This is a genomic window from Celeribacter halophilus, from assembly GCF_900114135.1.
GTDB lineage: Bacteria > Pseudomonadota > Alphaproteobacteria > Rhodobacterales > Rhodobacteraceae > Celeribacter > Celeribacter halophilus.
The window spans coordinates 73,096-98,722 of sequence record NZ_FORY01000004.1 but is presented as its reverse complement, the minus strand read 5'-3'; the positions used below and the strand labels follow the sequence as shown (position 1 = coordinate 98,722).

At 54.1% G+C, this 25,627-nt stretch carries 22 protein-coding genes; 10 read left to right on the top strand and 12 right to left on the bottom strand.

Annotated features, from left to right (window positions below; all coding sequences use genetic code 11):
- Positions 1 to 72 precede the first annotated feature (72 nt).
- Both BM152_RS05135 and BM152_RS05130 read left to right on the top strand, forming a co-directional pair.
- A complete protein-coding gene (locus BM152_RS05135) occupies positions 73 to 1,053 on the top strand; it encodes a response regulator (protein WP_066601941.1) in 981 nt (326 codons plus the stop codon).
- 66 nt (positions 1,054 to 1,119) lie between these two features.
- Positions 1,120 to 1,479: an Hpt domain-containing protein gene (locus tag BM152_RS05130; protein WP_066601937.1), complete on the top strand. Its 360-nt coding sequence runs from the start codon at positions 1,120 to 1,122 to the stop codon at positions 1,477 to 1,479.
- Positions 1,480 to 1,584: 105 nt separating this feature from the next.
- Here BM152_RS05130 and BM152_RS05125 read toward each other — a convergent pair whose 3' ends face one another.
- From BM152_RS05125 to BM152_RS05115, 3 genes are all read right to left on the bottom strand, one after another.
- Positions 1,585 to 2,688: a sensor histidine kinase gene (locus BM152_RS05125; protein WP_082715324.1), complete on the bottom strand. Its 1,104-nt coding sequence runs from the start codon at positions 2,686 to 2,688 to the stop codon at positions 1,585 to 1,587.
- A gap of 160 nt (positions 2,689 to 2,848) precedes the next feature.
- Positions 2,849 to 5,692 carry an ATP-binding protein gene (locus BM152_RS05120; protein ID WP_066601930.1) on the bottom strand — a complete coding sequence of 948 codons (2,844 nt, stop codon included), beginning with the start codon at positions 5,690 to 5,692 and terminating at the stop codon, positions 2,849 to 2,851.
- A gap of 170 nt (positions 5,693 to 5,862) precedes the next feature.
- Positions 5,863 to 6,606 (bottom strand): acyl-homoserine-lactone synthase, encoded by a 744-nt coding sequence (locus tag BM152_RS05115; RefSeq protein ID WP_231730505.1) that lies wholly within the window; start codon positions 6,604 to 6,606, stop codon positions 5,863 to 5,865.
- A gap of 178 nt (positions 6,607 to 6,784) precedes the next feature.
- On the opposite strand from BM152_RS05115, the gene BM152_RS05110 reads away from it, so the two are divergent.
- On the top strand, positions 6,785 to 8,173 hold the full coding sequence (locus BM152_RS05110) for a sensor histidine kinase (RefSeq protein WP_066601928.1): 1,389 nt from the start codon (positions 6,785 to 6,787) through the stop codon (positions 8,171 to 8,173).
- Positions 8,174 to 8,599: 426 nt separating this feature from the next.
- On the opposite strand, the gene BM152_RS05105 is transcribed toward BM152_RS05110, so the two are convergent.
- From BM152_RS05105 to BM152_RS05095, 3 genes are all read right to left on the bottom strand, one after another.
- Positions 8,600 to 9,421 (bottom strand): ATP-binding cassette domain-containing protein, encoded by an 822-nt coding sequence (locus tag BM152_RS05105; RefSeq protein WP_066601926.1) that lies wholly within the window; start codon positions 9,419 to 9,421, stop codon positions 8,600 to 8,602.
- A gap of 1 nt (position 9,422) precedes the next feature.
- A complete protein-coding gene (locus BM152_RS05100) occupies positions 9,423 to 10,547 on the bottom strand; it encodes an ABC transporter permease (protein ID WP_066601924.1) in 1,125 nt (374 codons plus the stop codon).
- An 82-nt stretch (positions 10,548 to 10,629) separates the two neighbouring features.
- Complete coding sequence (locus BM152_RS05095; protein WP_066601921.1) at positions 10,630 to 11,580, bottom strand: sugar ABC transporter substrate-binding protein; 951 nt, start codon at positions 11,578 to 11,580, stop codon at positions 10,630 to 10,632.
- A gap of 177 nt (positions 11,581 to 11,757) precedes the next feature.
- On the opposite strand from BM152_RS05095, the gene BM152_RS05090 reads away from it, so the two are divergent.
- Positions 11,758 to 12,762: a LacI family DNA-binding transcriptional regulator gene (locus BM152_RS05090; protein WP_066601919.1), complete on the top strand. Its 1,005-nt coding sequence runs from the start codon at positions 11,758 to 11,760 to the stop codon at positions 12,760 to 12,762.
- On the opposite strand, the gene BM152_RS05085 is transcribed toward BM152_RS05090, so the two are convergent.
- Genes BM152_RS05085 through BM152_RS05075 form a run of 3 tightly spaced genes read right to left on the bottom strand, consistent with a single transcriptional unit; the run spans position 12,759 to position 15,920 of the window.
- Entirely contained in the window at positions 12,759 to 13,892 is a 1,134-nt protein-coding gene (locus tag BM152_RS05085; RefSeq protein WP_066601916.1) for a Gfo/Idh/MocA family protein, read from the bottom strand. The two genes, BM152_RS05090 and BM152_RS05085, sit on opposite strands and share 4 nt — an antisense overlap.
- An 11-nt stretch (positions 13,893 to 13,903) precedes the next feature.
- Complete coding sequence (locus tag BM152_RS05080; RefSeq protein WP_066601910.1) at positions 13,904 to 14,797, bottom strand: sugar phosphate isomerase/epimerase family protein; 894 nt, start codon at positions 14,795 to 14,797, stop codon at positions 13,904 to 13,906.
- Between the two features lie 19 nt (positions 14,798 to 14,816).
- Positions 14,817 to 15,920, bottom strand: a complete 1,104-nt coding sequence (locus tag BM152_RS05075; protein WP_066601908.1) for a Gfo/Idh/MocA family protein — start codon at positions 15,918 to 15,920, stop codon at positions 14,817 to 14,819.
- Positions 15,921 to 16,043: 123 nt separating this feature from the next.
- On the opposite strand from BM152_RS05075, the gene iolD reads away from it, so the two are divergent.
- From iolD to iolG, 5 genes are read left to right on the top strand one after another with little or no spacing between them, the layout of a single operon-like run.
- Complete coding sequence (gene iolD / locus BM152_RS05070; RefSeq protein ID WP_066601904.1) at positions 16,044 to 17,912, top strand: 3D-(3,5/4)-trihydroxycyclohexane-1,2-dione acylhydrolase (decyclizing); 1,869 nt, start codon at positions 16,044 to 16,046, stop codon at positions 17,910 to 17,912.
- On the top strand, positions 17,912 to 18,892 hold the full coding sequence (iolC, locus tag BM152_RS05065) for a 5-dehydro-2-deoxygluconokinase (RefSeq protein WP_066601899.1): 981 nt from the start codon (positions 17,912 to 17,914) through the stop codon (positions 18,890 to 18,892). Before iolD ends, iolC begins: the two co-directional genes overlap by 1 nt.
- 12 nt (positions 18,893 to 18,904) lie before the next feature.
- A complete protein-coding gene (locus BM152_RS05060; protein WP_066601897.1) occupies positions 18,905 to 19,759 on the top strand; it encodes a 5-deoxy-glucuronate isomerase in 855 nt (284 codons plus the stop codon).
- On the top strand, positions 19,756 to 20,586 hold the full coding sequence (locus BM152_RS05055; protein ID WP_066601895.1) for a class II fructose-bisphosphate aldolase: 831 nt from the start codon (positions 19,756 to 19,758) through the stop codon (positions 20,584 to 20,586). Before BM152_RS05060 ends, BM152_RS05055 begins: the two co-directional genes overlap by 4 nt.
- Position 20,587: 1 nt before the next feature.
- Positions 20,588 to 21,589, top strand: coding sequence for an inositol 2-dehydrogenase (gene iolG, locus BM152_RS05050; protein ID WP_066601893.1), 1,002 nt, complete (start codon positions 20,588 to 20,590; stop codon positions 21,587 to 21,589).
- A 197-nt stretch (positions 21,590 to 21,786) separates the two neighbouring features.
- On the opposite strand, the gene BM152_RS05045 is transcribed toward iolG, so the two are convergent.
- Positions 21,787 to 23,295: an MDR family MFS transporter gene (locus BM152_RS05045; protein WP_066601890.1), complete on the bottom strand. Its 1,509-nt coding sequence runs from the start codon at positions 23,293 to 23,295 to the stop codon at positions 21,787 to 21,789.
- A 128-nt stretch (positions 23,296 to 23,423) separates the two neighbouring features.
- Positions 23,424 to 24,050, bottom strand: a complete 627-nt coding sequence (locus BM152_RS05040; protein WP_066601887.1) for a hypothetical protein — start codon at positions 24,048 to 24,050, stop codon at positions 23,424 to 23,426.
- Positions 24,051 to 24,414: 364 nt separating this feature from the next.
- Between BM152_RS05040 and BM152_RS05035 the strand changes: the two genes are divergently transcribed.
- On the top strand, positions 24,415 to 24,759 hold the full coding sequence (locus tag BM152_RS05035; RefSeq protein WP_066601885.1) for a hypothetical protein: 345 nt from the start codon (positions 24,415 to 24,417) through the stop codon (positions 24,757 to 24,759).
- A 250-nt stretch (positions 24,760 to 25,009) separates the two neighbouring features.
- Here BM152_RS05035 and BM152_RS05030 read toward each other — a convergent pair whose 3' ends face one another.
- Positions 25,010 to 25,501, bottom strand: coding sequence for a fasciclin domain-containing protein (locus tag BM152_RS05030; protein ID WP_066601883.1), 492 nt, complete (start codon positions 25,499 to 25,501; stop codon positions 25,010 to 25,012).
- Between the last annotated feature and the right edge of the window lie 126 nt (positions 25,502 to 25,627).

The window sequence follows — 25,627 nt, the reverse complement described above, 5'->3', positions numbered from 1 at the left end:
CCCGCTTTTGTGACAACTTTGCCGATAGTTCTAAAGCAATAGGGCTGTTTACCTGAGGCTTTGGAGGCTGATATGGCAATACTGGTGGTTGATGATGATCGAAATATCCGGACTCTGATTGAAGAGATTCTCCGGAGTGATGGTTACGAAGACATTCACTGTGCAGAAAGTGGCCGCGAGGCGCTTGAGCTTATTATCGCAGGTGATGATCGGTTCTCGACCATATTCCTCGACATTCAAATGCCGGAAATGGATGGGATCGAGCTTTGTGGTCACATCCGCGCACTTCCCGAATATCGCCAGACACCGATCATCATGCTAACTTCCATGAAGGACAAGGCTCATGTCGACGCCGCCTTTATGCAGGGTGCCACCGACTATATGACCAAGCCCATCGACATCACCGAGATGCATGCGCGGTTGCGTGTGGCGCAGATGTTGTATGAGGAACAAATGCGGGCGCGAGAGGCGCAAAACCGCGAGGCAAATTTGCGTCTTGGGATGGAGGGTAGCGCGCACCCTGCTTCCGATACACAGTTCGAATTTGCAGACCCTGTGATCATTTACGACGTCCCTCGCGTGATCGGCAGCACGGAAATGGAAAACTATCTCCACCGTATGTCCCATGTGCAGCGGTTCATGTTTAGCGCAATTGCGTTTCAGATCGACCGTCCCGAGCGGCTCTTCTCTCTGAGCACGCCCGTTGAATTTTATGACATTCTGACCGATGTGGCAGAGGCCATTTTTGAAAATACCCGCCAGTATGACCCGATGATTTCCTATGCCGGTGAAGGTAAATTCATCGCCGTTCTTCCGCGCACAGTTCAGCTGGATCACGACGAGCTTGAGGCCGAGTTGACCCTGACTTTGCGCGAGTTTGGTTTGATCGGGGGGGAAACCGTCCCTATGGATGTTACAGTTTCAGCGGGCGATGTGGTTAAAATGTCGATGTTTGACTCGACGCCGCAAAAAATGTTCAATCGGGCTCTTGTGAGCGTGTCCAAGGAACGGAATACTGCCAGAAGAGCCAGCGTAAATATGATGTTCGCTTAAGGCCGGAATACGCACGGACATGCTGCGTGGGGGCGGGCAGGCATTGCGTGCAAAGGATTGCGAGATATGACAACCCAGAATTCTGCCCGCTCCGATTTGCCACCCGCTCTTCAAAAAGCGATTGAAGAGACCCGCTTGCGTTTCATTGAGACTGTCTGTGGGCGACTGCCTGAAGTCGAAGCCCTTCACATCGAAATCCTGCGCAACCCCGCTGATGTGGAGGCGCAGAAAAAGCTGTCTTTCATCGTCCACCGGCTTAGCGGTATTGCCGCAACGGTGGGGTATCCGGAACTTGGTGCAACCGCAGCGGAGATCGAGGGCATCCTTGCGCAATTTGATCAATCTGCGGACGTCAAAGACATTTTAACAGGTCAGGTCGAGACGCTTCTGGATCATATGGAAGACGCGATCATTGACGCCAGTTAACCATGACGCGATATGCGCTGATTGTTCATGACAAAGCCCTACACCGAGTCTCTCGCAGAAGGCCATTTACCGCCAGTCTTTGCTTGGTGTGACTTGCACATGGCTCTAAGTCAATAAGGCTTTCGGCAGTGTAACGCAGAACGTCGTGCCTTTTCCCGCATCAGAGACAAATGACACGTTCCCGTCCATCGTCTCTGCCAACGTTTTCACGATATTCAGTCCCAGCCCGGAACTGCCAGTGGATTTCTCGTTGAGCCATTGGCTACGTGTAAATCTCTCGAAGAGTCGGTCCTGGATCTCCGCAGGAATGCCGCTGCCATTGTCTTTCACCAGAATTTTGATTTTGTCCTCGGAGGATTCCGCCCAAAACTCGACATGCTGACCTTTTTGAGAAGCTTTAACCGCATTGGAAATCAGGTTGGTGACGATCTTGATCAGATGCGAGGGTACAACATTCACCGCAAGCGTATCGTCAACAGATTTTAAACGTATCTCGACGCCGTGATAGGTGCCGTAGCCTTGCAAAGACGTGGCGATGTTGCTGAGGACGGGGGCAAGCGCCGTAACTTCACGTTCCGCGGTTTTCTGTGTCTGTGTCTGCTCGTTGGAATCCAGCATGTCCTGAATCAATTCGAGCATCCTGTCACAGTTTGTATGTGCAATTTTCAGAAGTGCTGTGGCCTTGTCGCTCAAAGGTCCGACGACCTTCGGATGCAGCATTTCCAGCGCGCCCTTGATGCTGGTGAGCGGGGTGCGCAGCTCATGGGTGATGACGGAATTCACGTCCTGCGCAAATTGTTTTTGTTTCTTTAGCTTAGCTTCAAGTCTAAGGAAGGTGATATAGAATGGCACGCCGTTCTGATCGGCAGATGTGTAAATATTTCCGATGATCGTGTCTGTCACACAACGCGGCTGGGTGCTGAATTCGGCATATCCGGAAGCCCGCAGCGTGCCGATGAGTTTTTCTTTTTCTTCACTCGACCCAAAAAGTGCGCTGCTGTGTAGTTTTGTAATGGCGCTCTCGATGTGCTCTTCGCCCAATAAGTCCAGCGCGGCGGCATTCAGATATATCGGATGGTCCAAGTCACCTTTGAACATTAGGACGGGCGTCAGCATTGCGGCGCAAAGGTCTTCGGGTGAGGGCAGGGGGGATTGAGACGCCAGATGTGGGGTGTCGGCTGGATTGAAATCACTGTTCGTATGGTTCATATGTCGATACCCCAAAAGTACTTAATACGCGTTGCCTACGTTACTATCATAATTTGTATTTTGATGCTGGACGTCTTTATTCACTCCAAACAGAGCATTGATAAGGAAAAATTAAGCAAGAACTATGTCAAAGAGATTTGGGGACGAGCCACTATAGGTTTTAGGGTTTGGGCTTCCAAAGAGGTAGCGCAAAGCTCATCGTCGTCCCTATGCCGATCTCGCTTTTGACTTTGATCCAGCCATTCTGCGCAGAGATGAGATCCTTGCAAATCGCCAAGCCAAGGCCGACGCCGTTATTCTTGCGGTCCGTGCTTTCTTTGGCCTGCGCAAAGCGGTCGAAGACCTGGTTTTGCATGTCCTTTGAAATTCCGATGCCGGAATCCTGCACCTCGAACACAACCATATCGCCTTGTAGGGAACTTCTGACTTCGACCAGCCCTTCGTCCGTGAACTTGTAGGCATTTCCCAGAAGGTTGGTCAGAATCTGGCGAAACCGCGTTTCGTCGGCATAAATGGGCGCACCTATCAGGTCGAATTTGATCTCAAGCCCCTTCTCGGAGGCGAGCGTCTGGGTCTGTTCAACCACAGATCGGGCGACCGCAGCGCTTTCGACACACCCCAGATTGAGCCGCAAATTATTGGCTTCGATACGCGCCAGATCGAGCATGTCGTCGATGAGCGCTTTCAACTGTGTGCCCGCGGCTTGTATCCGTCCGGTAAACTGGCCGAGGTCCTTTTCAAACTGTTCCAGTGCCGCTCTGATGGTGGCCTCGTCGCCAGAGGGCAGGGCCTCTCTCAACGCGTTGTAGCTGGGCAGTTTGGAGTGATTAGCGAGAAAGCTATTGAACCCGAGAACGGCTGTGAGTGGCGTTCTGAGTTCATGGCTTATCATATTAAGAAATTGTGTTTTGGCCTCGTCGGCCTGCTTTGCTTCACGCAATGCTTCGTAGAGCGGCGTGACGTCCGCAGCCATTCCGATATAGCCAGTAAAGAGACCTTCGGGGGTATAAAGCGGCTTGCCACTCATGCGCACCCATTTGGTTTTGTTGGGCTCGAAATTGTGGCTGAAAATGATATCGCGAAACGGCTCATGGGCGATCATCTTTTGCACCATCTCGCCAAAGGGCGTCTCGGCAGTTTTCGGGAGGGTGCCGAAAATCTCGTAGCGGGTTTTGCCGATGTAATCCTTGGGGTCCACCTCCATCGCACGCGCAAACCCTTCCGAAATGTGGACCAGACGCATTTCAGTGTCTTGTTCCCAATACCATTCCGATGTCATGTCAGCCACGGCTTGCAAACGCTGTTCCGCCTCATCGCGTTTGCGCAGGGCTGCGCGCAGCTCTGTGTTGGATGCCTCGATCTGGCGTTGTTGCTCGCGAAGGTCCGTAATTTCCACACGGAACATAACGAGCCCGCCTTCGGACGTGCGCCGTGTGTAATAGCGGAACCATCGGCCTTCGCTATAACGGGCTTCGATCTCAGATGTTTCTTCCTGAAGTGTTTTTGTGATGAGTTTATAATCGTTGACAGGCTTGCCGTTGACCAGAACAAGTTCAGCGATCTCCACGCGACGCTGGACAAGGTCACCGATCGGGCGGCCCAATGCCAGATCGCGCTTTACGCCTTCAAATTTCTCGCGTGCTACTGTGTTGAACAGGATCAGTCGATCCGTGGCATCGAAAAGCCAGAAGCCGACAGGTAGCGCATCAATCGCGTCATTCAGTCGTTGTTCCGCCACTTTTGCGCGTTCACGGCTTTGCAGTGTTTCGGTGACATCGTTCAGGATCATGACGCGACCGCCGGAACTGGTTGTGTGCTCCAGAATTTGTAGCCATGTGCCGTCGCTCATGGCGGCAGTGTTCCTCTCACCGCGCACAGTGAGGTGCTTCATTTGCTCTTTGATCCAGCCCTCTTCATCTTCAATAGGAACCATGAAAAGGTTGTGGCGCAGCGTTGCGCGGAGCAGGTTTTCCCGGGACGCGCCTCTGTGGACCGAGGGCGCAGCGTCGCCGAGCAATTCGACAAAACGGTCATTGAACAATTCTATGCGATCATTTGCATCGAACAGGACAAAGCCCGATGGTGCGGTGTCGAGGGCCGTTTTGATGTGGTGTGCTGCACGCCTGTTCCGTCGGCGTAAAACATGAAGATATCTGGTCAGCATCATCGCGAGGACGCCACCGATAAGAAGAAGTGGAACAATCCGGCTTTCTCGGGAGGGAATTAGGCTGAGCGTTTCGCGTGGCATAAGCGCCAGTTTCCAGACCATTCCAAGGATCGGGAGTGTTGATACGGCTTGCGCATCATCCAGTGTCGTAAGATCTCCGTAGATGGCCTGTTGTGGCTGCGTTTCACTCTCCACACTCAAGACAATATTGTATCGTTCAGAGAACTTATTCAGACCCAGCTCATTCAGAAATGCTTCCAACGAAAAGACGAGAGAGACGATATCAATATTTTCCGAGTTATCTCGGTCCGCGCTTTGTGTGGAGACAGGCTGGCGCATGACAAATCCGGGATATTCTCTGAGAAGCCATGTCGGCCCGCTCAGACGGGTGCGGCCTTCCTGACGGACCTTTTCCAAGTCCGGAAGTTGGTTCGGGCGTTCTGCAAGGTCACGTCCGAGCAGGTTTTTCATAGATACCGTTGAATAGACACGCGTTACTATGGTGCCGCGTACGATTGCGATCGTGTCAATGGATGGATCTTCGACATTTATGGCCTCCCCAAAAGCGTAAAATTCGTCTTGGGTTATGTCCGGATTGATGGTGAGCGCAGCCGAAACACTACGGGCAATCAGTTGTTTGTTGCTGAACGACTGCTGGATTTTGGCGGCAATTTCGGAGCGTGTGGCGAAGAGATCCTGCCTTTGTTCCTCGCGCAGTTCATTCAATTCAGTGTAGGACAGCATAAGATATGCCGCGATGCAGATGAGGATGATTGCGATATATGACGCAGCCTCAATAAGGCACTCGATCAGTTTGTCTGCGATCTTTTGTGGCATAAATATTGAACCGGTTCCTGCTGCGTGGCCGACCTTGTCCGCTCCGCATAAGACTTAATACTCTACTACAACCCTTCAGAGAATAACGGATTGCTTACTCGCTCTACAGGATGGGTGAAGATCGGCGCAATTACCAGATGTATAATCCGAAAAGCAATGAACCGCTGTCTCTATATTGCGCCAACTTTTGCGACATGCATCAAGGCGGCTTGTGAAATATCGGTGTCGAATGTCACACGCGGACCAACGGGTAGGGCGCTCATGCCCAGTCGTTCCAGCCAGCGTTTGAACACATAGGGGACAATGCCGATCACATGGGTCGCGCCTTCGGAAACTGCGGTGCGGGCCATTTCATGCATGAGCCGCGTCTGCACCCTGATGCGCCGGTTGGCGGGGACTTCCGGTGTGATGAACAGACGTGTTGCCTCCCAGACCCAATCGGAGACGGGCGCGTCTTCGTAGAGGATATAGGGCGGGATCGTATCAATAACGCCGTCCTTGGCGTCTTTGAGCATATAGGTATAGCAGCCACACCGCGCCGTTGTGGGCAAAAGCCTGATCCCTGCCACCACCTGCCCGTATTCATGCAGGACAATCGTGCGGCTTTGGGGCGTGTCATATTGGTCGAATTCCATGCCGGAGGTCTGCGGCAGGTCCCAGCCTTTGTTGTCGATGAAAACCCGTTTGCGCGCTTTGAGTGCCTCGACATAAAGCTCGCCATGCAAATGATTGTTCTCAACCGACAGAACCGTTGCTCGGATGTGGTCATTCTGCGCGGCTTTGGCGGCGATGGCCTTTTGACGTTTCTGATATGTCTGAGCGTCACCTGCGGTACCAGTGTCCGCCCATGGCATCAGGTCGGGAAGTCGATCATGTCCGGGTAAGCCCCGTCTGGAATCCGAATGCAAAGCCATATGTTTGTGCCTCAGTTAAAATTTTCTCGTGTCGCCTTATGCTTAGCTGTTATGATCAATGAACACATTTGTGCCACATTTCCAATAGATAATTCATCCTATTGGAGGGCTGTGTTGCTTTCGTGCAATTTGAAGTTGTGTTAACAGTGAGGGTCTATTGGCTGAAGACGGGGGCTCAATGAAATCTTTTTACGCATTTTTGAAGAAGGCACTCGGGGCCGAACGCCACCTCCCGAGAGGGGAATATCAACGCCGTCTTCTCGATTATGCGGAAACGGGACAGCGTCTCTTTGTTCAACGGTTTGTGATTTACGGAATCGCAATCCTTCTGTCGGGCGCCTATTATAGCTGGCCTTTGGCCGCAGTTTTCTTATGCTTGGTCATGCTGTTCGAGACCTATGATTTTTTCGTTGGACGCCGCATCCGTGCGCAAAAAGCATGGACCGCCAAAGCCATTCGCTCTGCTTTGTTCAAGCTTTTCCTAGGCACGGTAATAAGCGGAATAACCATCTCGCTTTTCGCGATCTCTTTTGCCATGCAGCAATCACCTGAAAGCGGGCATTTCATGCCAATGTTCATGCTGGTTTCCGCATCTATTTTTGCAACCATGCACAATCATCAGTTCCTATCGCTCTTGGCCACACGCCTGCTTATTTATGTGGCAGCTATCATTTATATTCCGATTCATGATCTTGTGGTGACTTCCGCGCCACTTGGGTCCGAGATTTGGCTGCATTTTTTCACGGTGGTTTTCGTGCTGGGATTTTTGGTCGAACTGGCTCGGAATTTTGTCGCCAACTATAGCGATTCTCTGAAAAACCTGATGGATCTTGAGGCCAAGCACGAACAGGTGAAAATGGCATATCAGGCCAAAACCGAGTTTGTCGGTACCGTCAGTCACGAGCTTCGCACGCCGCTTACCTCGATCAAAGGGGCTCTGGACTTGATGAATTCGGGAGTATTGGGAGACGTCCCCGACAAAATGCAATCTCCGATCAAGATCGCGCAACGCAATGCGATACGCCTGTCTGCCATGGTCGAAGACCTGCTCCTGCTCCAACGTATTGATGCAGGGCGGTTAGACTTCACCTTTGAGCGGGTCGAGCTCAACGCCTTCCTTCAGGACGTTGTTGACCGTTTCCTTCCTTTTGCCGACTACAAGGGGGTAACGGTGCGCAAAACGGTGGCCGAGGAGGATTTCTTTGTCGACTGTGACGAGAAACGCATCGAACAGGTTATCAGCAACCTTCTCTCCAATGCTGCCAAATTTTCTGAATCTGGCGGAAAGATTACCGTGGGACTGGAGAAGTTCGGCAATTACGCGCGTATTTCTGTGACGGACGAAGGAATAGGGATTCCAAAAGACACAGGAGACCGCATCTTCGAAGCCTTCAACCAACTCGACACCTCGGCGTCGAGGAAATTCGAGGGAACAGGATTGGGTTTAAATATTTCACGCAAAATTGTCGAAGCGCACGATGGGCTGCTCAGTTACGGAAGTGAGCTTGGCAAGGGGACAACATTCTTTGTTGATCTGCCAATTCATCATGACGGAGTTGTGTCGTAGTTCACGTTATTGAGCGCTGGCGCAGATTTAATTTATCACGTGATGTCTGATGTGTCCGGCGGCAGAAGGCTGCCCCTTCCCGAAATTTTTCGAGATGGTTGTCAGAAAGTTTTTTTAAAACATAAACTTTTAATCTGATCCCTCGGGATTTCAGGAAGCTCTGAAAACACCACAAACCATAGATGCTTGCGCCCGCTTCAATCATCTGAACTGATACCACAGGCTACTCCTCGGCCAGCTCAACCAATGCTCAATGGTGTCAGGAGTGTCGGGATGTGGAGCCGATAGGTCCGCAAGAACTGTGGCGGTTCAACTGTCCTGCTTGAAGTACAAGGTCGTGACTGCTTTTCTTTTAATCTACCGTAAAAAATGCCGCCGGAAAGAGAATGGCTCCAGCGGCATCTTTGATTTTCATTCGCCTTGAAGTCAGACTGTGCCTCCAAGTGAACCTTCGAGCTGGGCCAACTCTTGTCCTCCCGCCATAAGGTCTTGGAGTTCCTCGGAAGAGATTTCGCCCCGTTTGGCCGTGCCTAGAGTTTTGCCTCGGTTGAGCACGGTGAACCTGTCGCCAACTGCCAGAGCATGTCGAACGTTGTGGCTGATGAAGACGACACCTACGCCTTGTTTACGAACCCTGTCGATCGTGGCTAGAACATTTGAGGTTTGGCGCACCCCCAGAGCGGAAGTGGGTTCATCAAGGATCAAGATCTTGGCGCCAAAATGTACCGCCCGTGCGATTGCTACGGTCTGACGTTCCCCACCGGACAGAGTCCCAACGGCCTGATCTGGACCGCGGAGGTTAATGCCCATTTTGCGCATTTCTTCCATAGTGATGGCATCGGCCTTTTTCTTGTCCAGAAAACTGAGGCCAGCGACCTTACGCGTCGGCTCGTTTCCCATGAAGAAGTTTCGACTGACGCTCATCATGGGGATCATCGCCAAATGCTGGTGCACAGTTGCGATCCCTGCAGCAATGGCATCTCGGGGATCTTCGAAATGTAGCGGTTTCCCCTCGAAATAGATTTCACCTGCAGTTGGTTTGTGGACGCCCGACATGGTCTTGATGAAGGTCGACTTCCCGGCGCCGTTATCACCCAAAAGGCAATGGCACTCACCCGGCTTCACGTCGAAGCTGACCCCGGCAAGCGCAATGACGCGCCCGAAGTGTTTTTCGATGTTCCTCATCTCGATGATCGGTTTCACATCGCTGAGAGGATCGCCATGATGGAACTTGGTTTCAGCGGTCATATTAACGCTCCCCTGTAATCATGCGGCGGATGTAGGTGTTCAAGATAACTGCGCCAAGCAGGATGACCCCAAGGAATACTCGGAAGAGCGAGCTTTCCACCCCAGCAAAGAACAGGCCTTGTTGGACAACACCAAAGATCAGAGCACCAAGCGCCGCCCCCAGAACAGAACCATATCCACCGGTCAGAAGCGCACCGCCGATCACAACGGCGATGATGGCCTCGAATTCTTTGAGCAGGCCACGGTCGGCGCCAGCAGAGCCAAATTCCATCACCTGACACACCGCGAAAACGGTGGCGCAAAAGGCGGTAAACATGAACATCAGAATTTTGACACGGTTAACAGGAACGCCGGAATTCCGCGCAGCTTCTGCATCCCCTCCAGCCGCGAAAATCCAGTTGCCGAATTTGGTCTTCGTCAACAGAACATGGCCGAAAATGATGAGTATGATTGCCCAGACGATCAACATTGGAATGCCGTCGACCACCGGTTGTCCGGCTTTGGTGCCGCGTTCGAAGGTGGCGATCATACCCGCATCTGCGAGCCAGGTGAAAAGCCCTCCAAAAATCTTGCCTCCAAACACCGGTGCCAGCCAATCACCTTCGGAGACATCGATGATGCCGCCAATAATTGTTTTGCGCTCGATGACCTGAGGCAAAAAGATGGTGAACCCTCGCAGGATGAAGAGAAAGGCCAGTGTCACAATGAAGCTTGGCAGACCGGTACGAACGACGATCCAGCCATTGAGTGCGCCGATTGCGGTGCAAAGCACAAAGGTTATGATGATTGCGAGCCAGACGGGCCAGCCGTAGGTGACCGAAAAGATCGCGATCATCATACCCGCAAAGCCAATCATGGATCCGACTGACAGGTCGAACTCACCGGCTATCATGAGCAAGCAGGCACCGACGGCGATAATCATGAACTGGGCCGATACGGTTGACCAGTTCATCACACCTTGGCTGTTGAACATGCCACTATCGAATGCGAACAGTAGAAAGAAGGTGAACACGGCAATGGTTCCAACGATGCCGCCCAGCTCGGGACGGATCAACGCCTTCCTGAACGCGGAAATATCCTTGATGCGTTCGTCGGTTTTTGCCGTGGGTTGGGCCGCGTTTGACATACGACATCTCCCCAATGACTAGGTTTTCAGGAACAAAACCGGAAGGGCTTCACCGCTATGGTTGGCCCTTCCAAGACGGGAATTAGCGGTATTCGCCCGCAAACTCTTCGACTTTTTCAAGACCTTCAGCGGTGACAAACCCCGGGCCGGAGTTCACGTTGTTGCCCGGAAGAACGCCGTAGCGGTCGTAATTGGTCAGGATCACAACCGGCAGATAGGCTTGCAAAAACGGTTGCTGGTCGATGCCCCACTCAATGATTCCGGACTTGATACCTTCGACGATATCTCCGCCGAGGTCGAATGTGCCGAAGTAGATGTCACCAGCCATGCCATTTTCGTTTAACGCTAAGAGCGTTGGGTTGGCGGATGTCGGACCAAGGGTCAGAACGGCATCGGTGTCAGGATTGGACGACAGGTAAGCCATGACGCGGTTCTTGATTTCGGACGGATCCTGGCCCGCATCGATCATTTGATTGCCGAGTTCGACACCCAGACCATCTGCAAAACCCTGACAGCGCTCTGTTGAAGCCGGCTGGACAATGTAATGATTTACGCAGAGAAAAGAGCCAACCCCATCGCTTTTGGCGCGCAGCCCTGCCGCGTAACCCGCATCATATTCCGGTTGACCGACATACATCAAAGCGCCAATTTCGCGGGCTTTTTCAGGGCTGCCGGTATTCATGATGATGACATTGATGCCACTGTCAATCGCGTTTCGAATCGGACCTTCGAGAATGTCCTCATCTGCCAGTGTCGTTATGATCCCGTCGGGTCCAGATGCAGCGACTTGATCAATGATCCGCGCCATATCAGCAAGGTCACCTGTCGGCGGGTTGCGGTATTCAACCTCAACATCCATTTGCTCGCCGGCAAGAGCGATGCCGTTTTTAACCGTATTCCACCAGCTATCGCTATCTGGCGCATGGCTCACGAGAACGTATCTTTCGCCATCGGCATATGCGCTTGCAGCGGTGATAAGGGGCGCGGCGGCGGCGACCGTGGCCAACGCAACTTTCCTGACAGTCGATTTCATTTCTTCCTCCCTGGAACTTTTAAAACAGAGGCGGCTAGGCCTATGCCTCTACATGCAAGCTAACGCGGAACAGATATTTTTGCAACCGGTTGCATAAACTAATCGCATTTTGGGGATGTTCTGCTCTAAAACTTAAGGTAGATTGTCGAAAATACTGTAATAAATGAGGGTAGTAGGTTGGCGGTAACATTGAAAGAGGTTGCGGAAAGAGCTGGTGTATCGCGCTCTGCCGTATCACGTACCTTTACAGATGGGGCCTCGGTTTCTGACGCAATGCGGCGCAAGGTTGAAAAGGCGGCGCGGGAATTGGGATACAGTCCGAACGCTCTGGCATCGTCACTGACCACGGGTCGAACCAAGTTGATCGGACTAGTGTCGAACAACTTTCATAACCCGATTTTCCTGGAGGTTTTTGACCTTTTTACGCGAGGGCTTCAGGATCGAGGGTTGCGCCCCTTGCTGGTGAATCTGTCGGATGAAACCGAACCGGACGCGTCGGTTCGGATGCTGCGGCAGTATTCTGTGGATGGCGTCATTGTCGCCTCGTCGACCTTGCCACCGGGATTTGCGCGGGCGTTTCGCGACGCAGGCGTTCCAGTGGTTCACGCTTTTGGCAGGTATTCTTCGTCCCCCGAGGTGCATGTCGTGGGGATCGATAACCGTGAAGCCGGACGTTTGGCGGCGCGAACGCTTGTGGAGCGGGGATATACCAATGTGGGCTTCTTGGGGGGGCCGGAATCATCAACGTCTACACAAGATCGCTACACGGGCTTTATGACCGAGATGTCTGCGCACCCGAATATCAAGGCCACCTATTCTTTTGCGAAAGCCTATTCCTTTGATGCCGGACGTGACGAAATGTTGCGTTTGCTGCAGGATTCTCCGGCACAAGCGTATTTCGGCGGCGATGATGTGATGTCGATCGGCGCTCTGTCTGCGATTAGCGACAGCGGCCTGAATTGTCCGGCGGATGTCGGAATAATCGGGCTAAATGACATGGAGATGGCACGTTGGAACAACATTAATTTGACAACGATCCGTCAACCTATTCGCCAAATCGTGACATCGTCTATCGAACTGATGGCCGCAACCCTTGCCGATCCTGAACGCTTTCCGGAGGCGCGTATCTTTTCATGTGCAGTGGTGGAGCGGGGCACGTTACGCCCCGCTCCGAAAACTTAACGGAACATCGGCGGGCGCGCGTCAAGCCATGCGCCTTTGTTTTGGGCGGAAGCAACTGCGGTATGTACGGCGGCCATCGACCGCACGCCATCCTCTGCTGTTGGCAAGCCATTACGCGTTTCGCCAGCAATGGCATCAGCAAGATCACAATAGATATTGGCCACCGCGAGCGGGAAACCTTCCGGGTGTGCAATCGAGACACGGCTTAAACGTTGCGCGTCTTCGTGCAGACCTGCTTCGCCTTTCTCGATGATCTGAGTGCGTCCGCCGACTGGCGTATAGATCAGTTGGTTCGGCTGTTCCGAAGCCCAGCGTAGGCCGCCCGTTTCACCAAAGACCTGAATATCGAAACCATGCTGGCGTCCGATTGCAACAGAAGAGGTCCAAAGCCGCCCGACCGTGCCACTCGCCATGCGGAAATTGACCATCGCGTCGTCTTCCAGTTCACGCGAGGGGATGGTCGAAGCAAAGTCGGCAGATAGTTTTTCAACTTCGTCGTCACAGACAAAGCTGGCCATATGCAGCGCATGGATGCCGCAGTCGGCAAACTGGCCTGAAACACCGGCCATCTTCGGGTCATAGCGCCAACGCACGCGCGGATTGTCCGCATCGGTTGCATCACCGTGGTGGCCGTGGCTGAAATTGGTGACGACCAACCGGACTTTGCCAATCTCTCCGTTGCGAACCATTGCGCGGGCCTGCCGCACCATTGGATAAGCGGAGTAGCAGTAGTTAACCGCACAAATCTTGCCGGTTTTATTTGCCACGCGGACGATTTCCTCGCCTTCCTCGACCGTCATGGTCATGGGTTTTTCGCAAAGCACGTTAAACCCTGCCTCCAGAAAAGCCTTGGCGATCTCGAAATGTGTCGCGTTCGGCGTGGCGATGGTGACCAGATCAATCTTATCCTGACGGTCCTTTTCGCCCGCCAGCATTTCGGTCCAGTCGCCATAGGCGCGATCCGCAGCAATACCGAGGCGTTGTGCATAGGCGCGACCTTCTTCAGGACGGTGATCCAGAGCTCCGGCGGCAAGGTTGAAAAGGCCATCGGCTTGTGCGCCAAGCCTATGAGCGGGCCCGATCTGGCTGCCTTCTCCGCCGCCAATCATTCCCCAGTTTAGTTTAGTCATGTTCTTCCTCCTCAGACGAACCCGATGGATTCAAGGTATTCGCGGTTTTTGCGAGCATCGCCCAATGTGTCCGGATTCAACAAGGGGTCACAATCCTGTTCCACCGTGCACCACCCTTGGAAGTCAGCATCCAGAAGTATTTGGCGAACGGTCGGGAAATCGACATCTCCTTCGCCCAGATTGCAAAAGATCCCCTGACCGCACGCATCATAAAACCCAGTACGCTTTTCGATCACATCTGCTTTGATAACCGGATTTATGTCTTTGAAATGCATGTATGAAATCCGGTCGATATGTTTTTTCATAAATGCTACCGGATCAAATCCGGCGTAGGAATGGTGGCCTGTGTCAAAGCAGATTTTAAGGATGGTTTCATCAACTTCATCCAATAGGCGTTCAAGTTCGGGTTCGAAATCCATGAAACCTGCTGCATGAGCGTGAATACCTACGGTTAGCCCATACTCTTCTGCTCCGACCCGCGCGCTGGTCGCAATACGATCACGGAAGGCGGTCCATTCGGCCTTGTCCATTTGCTCGGCCTCGCTGGAACGACCTGCGGTTGGTGCACGGCGGGGCGAAATCGAGTCAATTAAAACCATGTGCTGAGCGCCATGCGCCTTGAGCGCTTTGGCTGTGCGATGCGTGGCGTCAAGAACTTCATCCCATGCGTCTGGGTCATGATAGGGGCGGAAGACCACGCCACCTATCAGTTCGAGCCCGTGTTCCTCTAGACCGTCCTTCAGTTGGGCGGGGTCTTCAGGCATGAATCCTACAGGGCCAAGCTCGATGCCTTTGTATCCGGCTTCAGCGCATTCTTTCAGGACGTGCTGCCATGTCGGATTGCGTGGATCTTCGGCGAATTCCACACCCCATGAGCAAGGGGCATTGCCAATTCTGATTGTCATTGTTCGATGTCTCCCATCATCAAAAGTCACTAATTTCTTTCCAGGTTCCGCTGTCGGCCGAGGCGATTGTCGCGGCAATCACCCGATTGACTTCATGTCCGTCACGAAATGTCGGCCAAAGCGCTTCTCCGGTTTCGATGGCGCGCAGGAAATCCTTTGCCTCGATAATGATCTGGTCCTGATAGCCTGTGCCGTGTCCCGGGCCCTGACAGAATGGCTCGTAATCAGGATGGTCTGGCCCAGTCAGGATTTTGGTAAAGCCCCGCGTGGCATCCGGTCCGTCCATGCGGTAAAGCCAAAGCGCGTTTTGATCTTCCTGATCAAAGCGGATCGCGCCCTTGGTGCCGGAAATTTCATAGGCATATCCCATTTTCCGCCCCGTCGCGACGCGACTGAAATACATCTGCCCCATGGCGCCGTTTTCAAAACGGCACATCATCTGGGCATGATCATCATTTGTGACTGTGCCGCCGGGGCGTGCTTTGTGAACGGTTTCATAAAGCCCCATTGTTCGAGCAATAGGCCCCATCAAAGCCAAGGCACCGTTAATCATATGCGGTGCCAGATCTCCGAGCGTCCCGTTGGCCATACCGCTGGTGCGCCAGTTGGCGGGTGCGTTTGGGTCGGCTAGAAAGTCTTCGGTATGCTCGCCACGAAACCATGTAATGTCTCCAATTTCTCCTGCGGCAATGAGCTTGCGGGCGAATTGGCTGGCGGGGGTGCGGATATAGTTGAAGCCGACCATATTGACGACGCCAGAGGCTTCTGCGGCGGTGACCATTGCGGCGCTGTCTTCTAGCGAAGCGCCAAGGGGTTTTTCGCAAAACACGGGTTTTCCAAGAGCAAACGCTGCCTCTGCAATCTCGCGGTGAGTTTCTTGTGGGGTGGCGATGACAATGGCCTCGATTTTGGGGTCGTTGACAAGGGTGCGCCAGTCGTCTGTTGCGCTGGCAAAACCGTAAGCTTTGCGATAGCGCTCGGCGCTTTGGGCGCTGGAGGCGCAGACCATTTCCAGTCGCGGACGCAGAGTGGTGTTAAAAATCGCTCCTACCGAAGACATAGCCACGGCGTGCGCCTTGCCCATATAGCCCCCGCCAAGAATGCCGATCCCTATGTCAGCCATGTCGCTCCTCCCTTTTTTGCGAATATAATTTGCAACCGGTTGCAAAATGTGTATCGTGAGTCTAAACATCGCGCAAGCTGGAATTGATCGGCAAACAAGATTTTACAGGGAGGGTTCTCACATATGACCAAGACAGAGGGCACCATTCGGTTGACGACTGCTCAGGCGGTTATTCGTTGGCTGGCAAACCAATATATAGAGATTGACGACCAGCAGATGCGGGTCTGCGGTGGCGGATTTGGCATCTTTGGGCATGGGAATGTCACATGTTTGGGCGAGGCGCTGAACAGCGTGCAAGAGGAGCTTCCGCTCTACCGTGGTCAGAATGAGCAGAGCATGGGATTTGCCGCTGCAGGCTATACCAAACAGTGGTTCCGCCAGCGCTTCATGTTCTGCACTGCCAGTGCGGGGCCGGGAACCGCAAACTTGCTCACAGCAGCAGGGCTGGCCCATGCCAACCGCCTGCCGATGCTGCTGCTGTGCGGAGATACTTTCATGACACGCCTGCCTGATCCGGTTCTTCAGCAGATGGAGAACTTCTATGATCCGACTTTCGGCGTGAATGATGCATTCAAACCCGTCACGCGCTATTGGGACCGCATCACCCATCCGGCGCAGGTCATTCAATCACTGCCCAATGCGCTGGCCACAATGTTGGACCCCGCCGATTGCGGCCCTGCTTTTATCGGTCTGCCACAGGATGTGCAGGGCTGGGCATATGACTATCCGGAAAAGTTCTTTGAGAAGAAGGTCCACCGCATCCGCCGTCAGTCCCCTGACGTGGCCGAGATCGCCGACGCCGTTGCGGCGTTGAAGGAAGCGGCGCGTCCAATGATCATTGCCGGCGGCGGGGTGCAGTATTCACGCGCGGTTGAAGAGCTGACCACATTCGCCGAGACCTACAACATCCCCGTGGTCGAAACCATTGCAGGTCGCGCCAATATGCTGGCGACCCATCCCCTGAACATCGGCCCGATAGGTGTGACCGGATCGGACAGCGCCAACGCGATTGCCGAAAAGGCCGATGTGATCCTTGCCGTGGGCACCCGGCTTCAGGATTTCACCACCGGATCGTGGACCGCCTTTGACAAGGATGCGCAGATCATCTCGGTCAACGCGGCGCGCCATGACGCAGGCAAACACATGTCTCTACCTGTGGTGGGGGACGCAAAGCTTTCGCTCACTGCGCTGACCGAAGCGCTGGACTATACCGCACCGCAAAGCTGGGTGGACTTCGCCAAAACCGAACGGTCCAAATGGGATGCCTACGTCGCCGAGAACGTCAAGCCGGGGAACCGACCCAATTCTTACGCCCAAGCCATCGGTGTGGTGAACGATCTCTGCGCTCCCCGCGACCGGATCGTGGCCGCGGCTGGTGGATTGCCCGCCGAGGTCACGGCCAACTGGCGCACGCTGGACGTAGGGACTGTGGATGTGGAATTCGGCTTTTCCTGCATGGGCTACGAAATCGCCGGAGCTTGGGGCGCGCGCATTGCACAGACGCAGCAGGAGCCTGAGCAGGACACCATCACCTTTTGCGGCGATGGGTCTTATATGATGTTGAACTCGGACATCTATTCATCGGTTCTCAGCCGTAAGAAACTGATCGTTCTGGTGCTCGACAATGGCGGATTCGCCGTGATCAACAAACTCCAGAACAACACTGGAAATGAAAGTTTCAACAACCTTCTGGAAGATTGCCCGACCATTCCCGAACCCTTTGGCGTGGATTTTGTCGCACATGCGGCTTCGATGGGGGCGCAAGCTGAAAAAGTCACCAATCCGTCCGAACTTGGCGATGCATTCAAGCGCGCCAAAGCATCAGACAAGACCTATGTGATCGCAATGGATGTCGACCCCTACGAAGGGTGGACCACTGAAGGTCATGCTTGGTGGGAGGTTGGCACGCCAACTGTCACCGAAAGCGAGCGTGTACGCAAAGCGCATGAAGACTGGGAAGCGTCACGCAACAAACAACGGAGGGGCGTGTAATGAGCGCCCTGATAGCGGGTATCCGCAAAGGCAGTTTCGTGGTCTTCGGCCGCGCGGGGATGGATATGTTTGCCGATCCCCCCGGCACCCGTGCGGACGAGGCCGATACCTTTCGCGCCGACCTTGGTGGCTCCTCTGCAAATATCTGTGCAGGGCTGTGCAAATTGGGAATGCAATCGGCGCTGGTCACCTCGGTTTCCGACGACGCTGTCGGGCGGTTCTGCACCAACCGGTTGCGCCATTACGGCGTGGATACGCAGTATTTGAAAGTGCTGGGCGGTGAGGCGCGGGTATCTCTGGCGGTCTATGAAAGCTGCATTGAGGATTTTCAGCTGGTCATCTACCGCAACAACGCGGTGGACTTTCAGGTAACCGAAGAAGACGTCGATCGGGTGAACTATGATAATTTCGGTGCTTTGATCACGGCAGGAACAGTCTTTGCCGCCGAACCCTCGCGCAGCGCCACATTCCGCGCTTTCGAGAACGCCCGCGCTGCAAATCTGCCGGTGATCTTCGACATAGACTATCGTCCCTATAGCTGGCCCTCGGCTGAAGTTGCCTCCGTGGTATTGACCCGCGCGGGCGAGGAAAGCGACCTGATCGTCGGCAACGACGAGGAATTCGGCTTCATGGCCGGAAGTATGGACAAGGGGTTGGCAAAAGCCCGCGAGCTCGCCGCAAAAGGCAAGATGGTGATCTACAAGATGGGGCACGAGGGAGCGCTGACCTTCGCCGATGGCGAAGAGATCCGTACCGGCATCTATCCCGTCACCGCCATCAAGCCGAACGGCGCAGGCGACAGCTTCATGGCTGGGCTGTTGGCGGCCATAGCCGAGGGACGACCACTGAAAGAAGCGGTGCTGCGTGGCTCAGCCTGCGCCTCAATGGTGGTGAGCCGTCCGGGATGTGCTCCAGCCATGCCGACAACTTCACAACTCAATGACTTTTTGGCCGCGTGTTCCGGCCCCACTGATATCTGAAAGGAAAGCCCGATGCATATCGCGCCCCATGATAATGCCAATATGCCTATCGTTGATGTTGATCACGATCTTGTGCCATTGAACTATTTCAACATCGTCAAACTGCAAAAGGGCGAGGTTTTTGAATACTCGGTTGCGGGATATGAGACCTGTGTGGTGCCTGCTACGGGAACTGTCGATGTGGATGTCGAGGGTGCGGTTTATACCCATCTTGGCAATCGCAATGCCGATGTTTGGGACGGTGAGCCCGAGGGGGTCTATGTGCCCGTGGGTGCCAAGGTTCGTATCACCTGTGTATCGGATAAAACGGAGACGTTTATCGCCGGCGCCAAATACGACAAGGTGCTGGAACCGTTCGAGGTCCGTGACGTAGAGATTGATATTGTCCAATACGGCTCGGATGACACCAAAACTCACCGCAAGATCAAGCACATTCTAGGCGCCAACCATCACGATAAGGTTGGTCGCCTGTTGGTGAGTGAGCTGTACACTGTCGGTGCTGGTGGCTGGTCGGGTTTCCCGTCGCACAAACATGACACCGATCGCTACGAGAACGGTGAATTGGTAGAAACCCGCCATGATGAAACCTATAATTTCCGGTTTAGACCGAATTATGGATCGGGTCTTCAGATGCTCCAACGTGAGGACAATGAACCCGGAGACGCCTATCACATCGTCGATGGCTCGACGATCTGCATCGACAAGGGCTATCACCCCTGCAGCGTGTTGCCCGGCTACGAAATGTATTATTTCACTATTCTCGGAGGGCTCAGCCAACGCAGCCTGAAACAATATTTCCAGCCCACCCATGCAGCTCAGTTGCACACGATTCCGGGCATTATGGATATGGTGGCAAAGTTCAAATGAGTATCGCAACGCTATCAGAAGTGCTGCAACCGGCGCTCCGTCAAGGCTACGCTGTCGCGGGTTTGGTGACGCTAGGTTGGGAAGACATGCGCGCTTATGTGGCGGCGGCTGAGGCCGAGGGCGTGCCCGTTATCCTGCAGGCAGGGCCATCCTGTCGGGAACACACACCTTTGCCCGTTCTGGGAGCCATGTTTCGTTATCTTGCAGAAAATGTCTCTGTCCCAGTCGTTGCCCATTTGGACCACGGTTATTCTGTCGAAGATTGCCGCCTTGCCATTGAGAGTGGCTTTACCTCAGTGATGTATGACGGCTCGCGCAAACCCTTGGCCGAGAATATTGCCGAGACTGCCGCGATTGCCCGGATGGCGCATGATGCAGGGGTGTCTTGCGAAGGGGAAATTGGCTTTGTGGGCTATTCCGGTGGGGAAGGCTCTGCCGGAACCGACCCTGAGGAGGCCGCGCAGTTTGCACGGGAGACCGGGGTCGATGCTATGGCGATCTCGGTGGGAAATGTGCACTTGCAACAAGACAAACAAGGGGGGCTTGATGAAGACCGTATTCGTGCCATTGAATCTGTGACAAGTGTCCCCTTGGTCATACATGGCGGGTCCGGAGTGCCGGTAGCTCAGCGTCGAGCGCTGGCGCGGAGTTCAGCGGTCTGTAAATTCAACATCGGCACAGAGTTGCGTATGGCGTTTGGTCAAGCTCTGCGTGAGGCAGTCAATCGCGATGCCACTCGCTTTGATCGTGTCCAAATTCTGAAAGACACTCACGATCCATTGGTGGCTGCCACCCGCACTGTCCTGCAAGCCTTCAAAGGAGAATAACATGTTAAATATCGGACTTCTGGGCTGCGGCAGGATCGGACAGGTCCATGGCCGGACAATATCCCAGATCGACGGCGCTCGGGTTACGGCTGTTGCCGATGCCTTTGAAGCTCCAGCTATGGCGCTGGCTGAGAAGACGGGCGCAAAGGTTATGGTTGCGGTTGAACTTATCGCTCATGCAGATGTCGATGCTGTGGTGATCGGGACGCCAACCGATACGCATTATGATTTAATCCATGCCGCCGCAGCAGAAGGCAAAGCCATCTTTTGTGAAAAGCCGGTGGATATGTCCGCTGACCGGATCCGGGAGTGCATCACGGCTGTCGAGGCCGCCGGTGTGCCATTCATGACTGCTTTTAACCGCCGCTTTGACCCCAATTTTGCAAATCTACAGTCTCGTATCGTGGCTGGAGAAATTGGCGGCGTTGAGATTGTGACGATCCAGTCGCGTGATCCGTCTCCGCCTCCTATCAGCTATATCAAGAGCTCCGGTGGTCTATTTCGTGATATGATGATCCATGATCTCGACATGGCGCGTTTCCTCTTGGGAGAGGATCCTGTGATGGTTTACGCGGTTGGTGCTTCCCTTGTTGATGCCGAAATTGGGGAAGTGGGGGACGTGGATACCGCGGCGGTCACGTTGACCACCAAAAGCGGTAAGATTTGTCAAATCACCAATTCGCGCCGCGCCAGCTATGGGTATGATCAAAGGATCGAAGTGCACGGCGCGAAAGGCATGCTGCGTGCAGAGAATGTTCTGGAAAGCACCGTAGAGATCGCTACGGAGGCTGGGTTTCAAAGGGCACCAGCTCAGCACTTCTTCCTTGAACGATATGATGCGGCTTACCGAGCCGAGATGACTTACTTTGTCGATGCCGTCACCAACCATAAGCGCATCATGCCCGGGATCGTGGATGGCTTACGCGCACAGGTGTTAGCGGATGCTGCGGCCCAGTCGTATGAACAAGGGGTGCCTGTTCGGGTGGATAATGGCACCGTGTGAGTTGCACGAAACAAATTCAAGTTACACCATACCGGTAAGCGGCGATCCGGTTATGGCTACGTGCGCAATTTGAGAGCTGCGCACGTGGCTATTGCTCCATTTGAAGCCGCAGTGCTTCAAAGCCTCCGCCCCAAAACACAAGGTTCCGGCCCAAATGTGCATCAAACTTTTTATTGATGCACGCGATACCATCGCGCTTACCCCGTCCGCTCACTCACCGGCATAAGCGTCGGGCGCAGGAGGATTGCGGCGGTCAGCCCGATGATCGAAAGCCCCGCCGCCACCATGTAGAGCCATGTGAAGGCATCCGAGAACAGCATACTGACTGCGATGCGGCTGGTCTCCGGTAGGGCCGCAAGGGCTTCGGGAGACAGGCTGGAGGGATCTGGCAAATCGCTCACATTTCCGGCCCCTGCAATTAGTCGCGCCGACAAGACCGCGCCGTAGATCGAAATGGCCAATGAGGCCCCTGCCATCCGGCACAGCGTCACCGCACCCGTCGCGGCACCAATGTCGCCCTGCGGGGCCACCATCTGCACCCCGATGACCGGAGATTGCTGCGCCAGACCGATGGCCAAGCCGCATGTTGCCAGTACGGCTCCAATCAGCCAAAGCGAGCTTCCCACCTGAACTTGAGAAACCCCGATCAAAGAAAGAACGGAAAGCGTCGTGCCGGTGATCAGGAACGGTTTGTATCGCCCCGTGCGCTCGATCAGGCGCCCCGCGGTCAGTGATCCGGCAGCAATACCGCAGGTGATGGCAATGAAGAACAGACCCGCATGGGCGGGCGAGAGCCCCGTGGTCATTTGTAGAAACAGCGCGTGATAGTTGACGAGGCCGATCCCGATCCCGCCCGATGTCAGCGCCACAATCAGCAAAAGCGGGAAGTTGCGATTGCGGAACAGGCTCAGCGGAATGATTGGCTCCAGCGTGCGGCGCTCGATGTGGACCCAAGCAATGGCGGATATGGTGGCCAAGGCGAGAATGCCGAAAGTCACGGGCGTGAACATTCCTCCGAAAATCTGCGCCCCGTCAGCCCAAAGCACGATCAACCCGATCGTCAGCGCTAAAGTCGCAGCCCCCGCATAATCGATCTTCGGCTGGCGGTTCGGGCGGACATAGGGCAGCAAAAGGAAGATACCAGACAAAACCAGAATCCCGACAGGCAGGTTCACAAGGAATATTGAGCGCCAGCCGAAATACTGGCTCATGGCCCCACCCAGCGTTGGACCGATGGAACCTGACGCCATGAGGACGAGACTGGAAAAGCTCTGATACCGCGCCCGCTCACGCGGTTCGAACAAATCGGCATTGATCGAGAAAATCGACACCATAATACCGCCGCCGCCCAGACCCTGCAAAACACGTGCAGCAATCAGGCTTTCCATCGACCACGCCAAACCGCAACTCAGAGAGCCCACGACAAAGAGCGAGATCGCAAACATCATCACATATTTGCGGCCGAACAAATCCCCCAGCTTGCCATACACCGGCATGATGGCACTTTGCGCCAAAAGATATGCGGCACTGACCCAACCGAAGCGTTCAATAGACCCTAATTCAGCGACAATCGTGGGCAACGCGGTTGCGACGATCTGATTGTCCAGTGTCGCCATGAACAGCGCCATCATCATGAACGCATAGATCGACAACCGGCGGCGACGAGAGAGATGGGCAAGAGGAGCGGCAGGCGCAACCGTGGGCATTGCAAGTATCCGTGTGATGCGTGTTAGCGCCAGCGGTATGGTGCAGCCCGAGAGGTGTCAATCGCACTTACCTAAGAATGGCGTATGCGAAAAACGTTGATCCAGACCGCTTGAGCCGCTTCGACACCTTACTCTGCTGAAAGCGGCAGCAACTCGGTCACAAGCGCGCAGAGGGTCGCATTTACCATTTCCAGCGCTTGGTCCCTCAACGCCTTTTTGCGCAGGTTGCGGGCCAGTTCCGAGCCACGCGTGGAGGCGTCCTGAACCAACAGGAGAAACGCGATCTCCTGTATCTGGTGCAAGGCCTGATCGGCGGCGTCCGGCTCCGCAATCGCTCCAAGCCCGGAAGGTCTGGCACATTCGCCCAGCAAAGCCTTCAGGGCAGGGCCATGTTTCGATGCCTCACCCTCGGCAATGCAAATGTCGGTCATGTCTGCCATTCGGGACAGGAAGCTGCGCGCGGGGATCGTTGCGCTTTGTGAGGTGTAACCAGAGCGGCGCTCCACATGCAGTTCAGGGCTGTCCGGATCATAGCGCAGTGTTAGCCCGTCAACAGATACCTCTGATGCCACAGGATGCCCGAAGTGCCGACGCAGGCTGAGCGCCTCGGCATAAAGCACCAGTTGCAGCAGGTCATCCTGCGACACAGCGCAGGACATGCGCTGCAAGCCGCTTTGTCCGGCCACTTTATAATTGAGCGTGAGTTTGGCGCCGCCGTCCTGCTGCGCCTCAATCGAGAATATTCTGGCAGTCATTGAGGTGAATTACAGGCAAATCCCGTGAAAGGGCAATCGCTGTCTGGGCCATTCTTCACCATAGGTGAAAACATGCGCACCGCCGCGCAGCAGACATTTCGTGCATATTCACACATACACAAATAACGCACAGAAAATCCATAAATCTGATCGATTTCGACATTGTTACAAGATATCACGAAGACCGGCGTATGGATCGCTGAAATTTGATATGCGTATACGCACAGATATGTGGATAAAAACCTGATATTTGTTCAGCTTTAAACATTCTGGCCAATGACCTAAATATCATTTCATCGAGAGACGCAAAAACGAACAGACCGCGTCACCCACAAATAGAAATGAATTGAAAAGGACCACAACCATGACATTCTCCCTCAAAACACTGACCGCCGCCGCTATCGTTGCTGTTGCAGGCACTGCCGCTGTTGCAGGCCCGAACTACATCATCCCAGGCAACCAGTCCTCCACCAAAACCGTAGCGAATGTTGAACTCGTGCGTGCCGAAGCTCCGGCAACTCTGGAAGTCTACTCCGTCCACGGTGGCGAGCGCGTGGCCCTGCTCGGCTCAACCGACGTGAACGCCGGCGCAAACACCGATGTGAAAGTGAGCCTCGACGCAGGTGCTGCTCAATCCAACCTTGAGTTCGTCCTCGTTGGCTCCAACGGCGCAACCCTCGCCGACAAAAGCATCAACAACTACCAATAAAGCGGCTTTCGTTTAATCTGAATCAGATTAAGCGAGAAACGTTTCCACACTTCTTTGATGTTGCTGCGTTTCTCAAAAATTGAGTACCCCAAGCTTTTTGAGAAACGCTTTAAGAGGTGGTCCCGTTCGCTCTGAGCCTTTGTGCTCAGGGCGGATGGAAATCAGAAATGCCGCCGGAGTCCCCTCCCGGCGGCATTTTTGTGAAAGCCCCGAAACCTCGGAGCCTTCGATCACATGTTCATGCTCAAAATTACGGAAGAAGCACTGCGTCGATTACATGGATGACACCGTTGGATGCCATGATGTCTGCCGTTGTAACCGTTGCGGCTTCTACCGTTACGCCATTTGTGCCGTTGATATGCACCTTCGAGCCTTCCACGGTTGCAACAGAGAGGCGCTTGCCTGCGAGTTGATCTGAAGTCACTGCACCCGGCACGACGTGATAGGTAAGGATAGAAACGAGTTGATCTTTGTTTTCCGGCTTCAGAAGGTTCTCCACTGTTCCCTCGGGAAGAGCCGCGAAAGCTGCATTTGTGGGAGCAAAGACGGTGAAGGGACCGTCGCTTTTCAGAGTATCCACAAGGTCGGCAGCTTGCACGGCAGCGACCAGAGTTGAAAAGTCGTCATTCGATGCAGCGATGTCGACAATATCGTCTCCATTATCCATCATAGGGGCGCAGGCGGCGGCAAACGCAGCGACACCGAGGGCGGCAAAAGTCCTGATTGCAAAGCGGCGGTTCATGGTCGTTTCCTTTCTAACTTGTGAAGTTCGGACGTCGAAGACGACCTCAAGCCGTCTATCCATGTTTACGTTTGCTGGCGTGGTTTGGATCACTTTAGGGAAAAGGGGCCTATTTTTAAGCCAGAG